Annotated in this window: 5 protein-coding genes; 1 reads left to right on the forward strand and 4 read right to left on the reverse strand. The window is 30.6% G+C overall.

Annotation, left to right across the window (positions count from 1 at the left end; translation table 11 throughout):
• Positions 1-48: 48 nt before the first annotated feature.
• Positions 49-444 (reverse strand): DNA mismatch repair protein MutT, encoded by a 396-nt coding sequence (locus JJD95_RS07315; protein WP_291641845.1) that lies wholly within the window; start codon positions 442-444, stop codon positions 49-51.
• Positions 445-618: 174 nt separating this feature from the next.
• Between JJD95_RS07315 and JJD95_RS07320 the strand changes: the two genes are divergently transcribed.
• Positions 619-1,344, forward strand: a complete 726-nt coding sequence (locus JJD95_RS07320) for a hypothetical protein (protein ID WP_291641846.1) — start codon at positions 619-621, stop codon at positions 1,342-1,344.
• Positions 1,345-1,410: 66 nt separating this feature from the next.
• Here the strand turns inward: JJD95_RS07320 and JJD95_RS07325 are convergent, their stop codons facing one another.
• The 3 genes from JJD95_RS07325 to JJD95_RS07335 all read right to left on the reverse strand — a co-directional run bounded on the left by JJD95_RS07325 (position 1,411) and on the right by JJD95_RS07335 (position 6,139).
• Entirely contained in the window at positions 1,411-1,857 is a 447-nt protein-coding gene (locus JJD95_RS07325; protein WP_291641848.1) for a DUF2383 domain-containing protein, read from the reverse strand.
• 49 nt (positions 1,858-1,906) lie between these two features.
• A complete protein-coding gene (locus JJD95_RS07330; protein WP_291641850.1) occupies positions 1,907-5,158 on the reverse strand; it encodes a DEAD/DEAH box helicase in 3,252 nt (1,083 codons plus the stop codon).
• Between the two features lie 108 nt (positions 5,159-5,266).
• Complete coding sequence (locus tag JJD95_RS07335; RefSeq protein WP_291641852.1) at positions 5,267-6,139, reverse strand: diguanylate cyclase; 873 nt, start codon at positions 6,137-6,139, stop codon at positions 5,267-5,269.
• Positions 6,140-6,265 lie beyond the last annotated feature (126 nt).

Below are 6,265 nucleotides of genomic sequence, written 5' to 3' on the forward strand. Positions count from 1 at the left end.
GCTGCACAAGTGGCAAGTTAGTAATTCACATTAGCTTTGCTTATCTAATTATTCTCTACTTTTGAAGAAATCTAATATTATTTCTTTATCCTCACTAGAAAACTCATACATATCCACTTTGCTTTTTGTAATCCATTTAATGGATTGTATGTCTTTATGAGGAGTTAAATACTCTTTTACCTTACCAGTATAGACCTTTAAAGTATCTCCACTTTCACTATCAAAAGCATATTCTTTAAATGAAGTTATATCAAATATATTACATTTCAAATCTTTATCTATTGCTTTACTAATACTTTTCTCAACAGTCCCCTTGCCTTTTATATCACTACTAAAAATGCTCCACACCTTTTGTAAACTCTTTTTACTTTTACCCCTGTTTGCAATCAGCACCGCATTAAAATCATCACAAACTATTATTGAGCACTTTACAACTTTGTCCATATCGTCTCCCCCTTAAAATAAAATAGTGTATTTCTGATTTTTCTGTAAACTTACCTAAAAATATTATAAAACACATGAAAATAAATATCAAGCAAAATCCTATTTCATATGAATAGGGTTTTATTTTGTGTCAATAATTATAATATATAAGTTTGTAATGAAGGGAGTAATTTAATGGAAAATAGTTTTAATTTAAAAAATGATGAGATCTTAGTTAGAGAGTACATAGAAAGAGGAAAAGGACTTTTTAATGATGGAGAAACTGAAAAGGCATTTAAGGAATTCAATAAAGCCATTTTGTTAGATAATGAGTATGCCGAAACTTATCTTGTAAAAGCTCAAGCTCTTATTGAAATGTGCGAAGCCTTTGAAGCTGAAAAATGCATAAATAAATACATAGAACTAGCTCCTTATGATCCAAAAGGTTACTGGAAATTAATTGATATACACGATTTAACTGGAGATTTTGATAGATGCATATACTATTGTGAGAAACTTCTTGAACTCCAGGGTGAAAATATAACCATATATTTAAAAAAAGCGGAATTTTTAGGTCTGCTCAATGATTTCGAAAAAGCTTTAGACTGTTTTGATATTTGTTTAAAACTAAATCCTAATCTTTATGATGCACTATGTGGTAAAGCTAGCTCGCTAAGGTCTCTAGGTAATAAAAAAGAAGCTCTTGAAGTATATAATAAAGCCATTGAAGTGGACAGCACTAAAAGTGTTGCCTATTATGGAAAGTCTGAAATATATGTGGATATGAATAAAAACATAAGTGCCTTAATATATGCAGAAAAAGCATATAGAATAGCTCCTAAAAATGAATGGTACAAATGTCACTATACAATATTAAAAAATATTAACATAGATATTAACGAATCACCTTCAACCATATAATAATAATATTTTCTATAATATCTTTAAATAGTAAAATGCCCCCACTTATAAGGTGGAAGCATTTTATTATTCACATGTTTTTTTCATTTCTTGTATTTTTCTTAAATGATTGTCATAATCGGCTACAACAGCTTCTACTTCTTTCATTAAGCTAGGGTCCAAGGCACTATTCTCATCTATAAATTTTTTACCTTGCTTTATTCCCATCTCCATAGCTTTTATAGCGTGCTCACACACTTCCAAATCAGTATTTACAGGTATAAGCACAATTTTCTCGAAGAAATCTGCCATAGTACCCATTACTCCAAGGGTATCTGCCGCGTTACCTCCTAGCTTTTCTATTCTACTAGTAATTGCCTCTTCATGTCTTTTAAAGGATTCTATAATCTGAACCAACTCATTTTTAAGCTCCACACTTTTAGCTTTACGCAGATAATCTTTAAATGTAGTACCTCCCATATGTATACCTTTTAAGAATTTATTCATTTCTTTTACATTATTATTTACAGCCATAATCTCACCTCAGTTTATTGTGAGCATTTGGTATTTAATTTATACATAATTATTCTTTCAATTCAAATAATCCAAATATTTCCTCATCACTCATTGCAGCGAACCCTTTACCACCAGAAAGTTCATCTCCCATAAGCTCTGATATAAGCTTTTTCTTATCCTCTTGTAGTGAAAGAATTTTTTCCTCAATGGTGCCTTTAGCTATAATTTTTATAACCTCCACCACCTTCTTTTGACCTATTCTATGAGCCCTATCTGTGGCCTGCTCTTCCACCGCCGGGTTCCACCAAGGGTCAAAATGAATTACTACATCTGCCGAAGTTAAGTTAAGACCAGTACCTCCAGCTTTTAAACTTATTAAAAATACAGAGCTTTCGCCATCATTAAATACTTTCACTAAGTTCATTCTTTTTTCTGAAGAAACCGAACCATCAAGGTAACTAAATTGTATCTGTTCCACTATAAGTCTTTTTTGTATATTCTTAAGAACAGTAGTAAATTGAGAGAAAACAAGTATTCTATGTCCCTCCTCTATACTATTTTGGAGCAGTTCCACTAGAGCTTCCATTTTCGCACTACCACCACCGTAATCATTCATAAGAACTGTGGGATCAAGGCATAATTGTCTTAGCTTTGTTATATAGGAAAGTACTTCTATCTTACTATTTTTAAACTCATCACTTTGCACCTTTTTTTTAATAAGCTCCATTGCATGGTTTGCATAGGTTTTATAAACTTTTTTTTGTTCCTGCTCTAGACTCACCCACAGTGTTTTTTCTATTTTATCGGGTAATTCTTTTAATACATCTTTTTTTCTCCGTCTTAGGATAAAAGGTTTTATTAGCCTATTTAAATCCTCTAATATTTCCGGACACTCCTTAAGCTTTTTATGATACCTTACACTAAATATCTTTTCATCATATAGGTAGCCTGGCATTATAAAATCAAATATTGACCATAAATCCATAAGTGAATTTTCTATTGGAGTACCAGATAGTGCAAACCTTGACTTCGCCTTTATTTCCTTTACAGCTACTGCATTTTGTGAATTTGCATTTTTAATGTTTTGTGCTTCGTCTAATATGCAATAATCAAACTCCAATTTATTGTAACTTTCTAAATCCCTTTTTAATAAGTTATATGTAGTTATAATTACATCGTAACTATCTATGTTAGTTATTACTCCCTCTCGCATATCCTTTGAACCATTAGCTGCTATAACCTTTAAGCTAGGTCCAAACTTTTCAAACTCACTTATCCAGTTATATATCAGAGAGGTAGGTGCTACAATCAAAGTCTTACTTCCATCGTTTGATAATATCAAAGTAATGGCTTGAATAGTTTTACCAAGACCCATCTCATCTCCTAAAATCCCACCAAACCCTAAATACTCTAAAGTTTTAAACCAATTAAATCCAATCTTTTGATACTCTCTTAATTCACCCTTAAATGAATCTGGCTGTTTAAAGTTTAACTTCTCTATATTTTTAAGCTTATCTTTTACTTCTTTCAACTCTTTTTTCCCTTTTATATATCTAATATTATTTTCCTCTAGATAACTATTTAGAAAAACGCCCTTATTTTTCGAAATTTCAATATGATTATTTTCACTACGAGAAGGAGCTATAACATCTAAAAGCTTCAAAAATTTATTAAGCTCTAATTCCTCTAAATCTAGATATTCACCATTTTTAAGTTTATAATATTTGAGGCTATTTCTAAATGCTCTTAGTATATTGGTAGTTTCCAGCGGCTCAATATCGCCTATTTTGAAGTCCATTTCAAAATAATTATATTTCCCACTTTTAATATTACCACTTATACCTGACGCCCCTAAAGTTTTTATACCTTTAAAGTTCTGGGAATAATATACCTCTCCTATTTCTTGGAGCCTGAAAACATCTCTTTTAAAAAATTTAAAAATACGATCCTCTGATTTTGAAAAATAAAATTTATTTTTTATTTGCTCAAAGCCTAAGGCCTTTAAAATTGAAATAACTTGAGCTTCCCTTTTAGAATCCCTATAGACTATTTTTTCACTACAGTCTTCAAAAATATTAAACTCAAAAGTTCCATATTTCACCTTTATGATTAGAGTAATAACTTTCCCTTCTTGATCAAAATAGAACCTAAATTCACACTTGGCCATTATTATTTTATCTTTAATAGACTTAGATAATAGGACACTTGGAGATAGAAAATTAAGATCCGGGATAAGCCTTCTTAATATGTTCTCCTCCTCAATGCTTGTCATAGTTACTACCCTTGCCTCATTAAAAACTTGAAGATAAGGACTTAGCTTATAACAAAACTCATAATCTGGAAGATATATAGTACTCCCATACAATAAAACATCATTTTTGGTTCCAAGTGACACTGGCATTCCGTTTATTGATTTAAGTACATAATTATCCTTTATTATCTTCAAATCAAAATCCAGAGCTGGAGCTTCATGCAAAATTTCTGTATCCACAGGTCTTGAAAAAAAACCTTCATTTAAATATACCCTATGCTTAGTTATAATCTCAAAAAATTCTCTAGTTAAAAATTCGGGAATATTAATGCTTTTCCCGTCTATATATCGGTCTTCATTTCTATTAACGTGCCTTCGCTTGCCTTCCATGGTTTTTAACATCCCTATAAAATCAATAAGTCTTTTATCTACTGTGCTCATTTTTTGATTTCCTATATTAAAAGTAAAATTTTTGCTATAGTTTACAGCAAAATTATTGTAATACCCTAATAAAAAGTGATTAATATCCTTTATAATGTAAATATTACTAGAAGCCATAGAGCTTAATCCTATTTTAAACTCTGCTGTAAGATTACTAGTCCATTGATTTTTATTTATGTATACTTCTATTTTAATTTCATCCTTATATTTTTCATCGCCTAAAAGCATAGATAATACATTCTTTTTAGTCTTAGATATATCTTTAAAAGATACATCATCTTCTCTAAGAAGGGGATGCTTAGCTAACTCTTCTAACGCACTATAAAAGGTAGCAACTAAATGTTTGCAGCAATAATTTTCTTTTCTAAATTCGTTATTTTCAAAATCAGCACAACTGCAGAAAGTTGAAAAAATACTTCCCCTCTCTGTATCCATTTCAATTTTAGTGTGATATTCATTGAAAAGTTTCTCTGAAATTACATTGCCTTCTATACATATTAATTTATCTTCACTGGTAATATCCATGGAAGAAACTAGGTCATTATTAAGTACCCTTTGACCACTGGCATGTTTTTTTCCACTGGTTCCTTCATTAAATATTTGTAATATCATATCTTCCTTCAACATATTGTCTCCCTAGTTCTTTTAATTTTATAATCTTCTAATTATACCATAAACGAAGAAAAAATATAAAACATAGGTTTTATATTCTCTCATAAAGGGATAACCCTACTATTACAACATTCCCGCCAAAAGCTGTCCTAATGTGCTTACAAAATTCAAATCCTCAAATTTAAATTCCTTTATTTTTATAGGTACCGTTAAATAAAGTATTGCACTCACAATTCCTGATTTAATTATAGGAACAGCCAAAACGGAATTCCAATTTGGCATTCCAGTTACTAAATCATAGTCGATTATAGAATCCCAATCTATTATGCAAACTCCTTGTTTTTCTGTAATTACAGAATTTATTATATCTTCACTATAGCCTTTAACCACCGTCCAATTTTCTTTATAAATCCTTCTAGCGAATTTTCCATTAATTTCATTTCCATTCACAATGAAAAACATACCATTTTGTGCCTCAGTGGTTTCAATTATTCTTCCAAGCACATTAAATATTTGAGTTTCTAAATCAGACTCAAATTTAATACTTTCTATAATTTCCATCATAGTTAGTACATTTCTTGAATCTTGAACTAAATTTCCTGATATTATTCCCGAGAGTTTATTAGTCCCCCTCATTTTGCCTACAAATTTTTCATCCCAAATTTGGCATCTATTTTTTCCATTTTCCTTGGCTACATATAGTGCTTGATCAGCTTTATCTATTAATTCCTTTTTCCACTTCCCATGGTTTGGATAAGTAGCAATCCCCATGCTTACGGTTAACGCTCTTTTTGAACCTAGTATTTTTGCGACGTCAATATTTTCTCTTACTCTCTCTGCAATTACACTGGCCTCGACTGTGTCAGTATCTGGTAAAACAATGATAAATTCTTCTCCACCATACCTTCCACATACATCCATTTTTCTAATAGAATCCATAACAATTTTACAAACATCACGTAGCACTTGATCCCCAGTTTGATTGTAGTGCGTCAAAATATAGCTTTATATAACTGCATTCCTAAGTCAAATTATAACTATAATACTAATAATTATCTAGTTATTAATTGCTTTTTTGATAAGCACATTATTTCTATGACAAAAGCTCCTAACGACTTGACA

It is taken from the genome of Clostridium sp. (genome assembly GCF_016650035.1).
Lineage (GTDB): Bacteria > Bacillota > Clostridia > Clostridiales > Clostridiaceae > Clostridium_AD.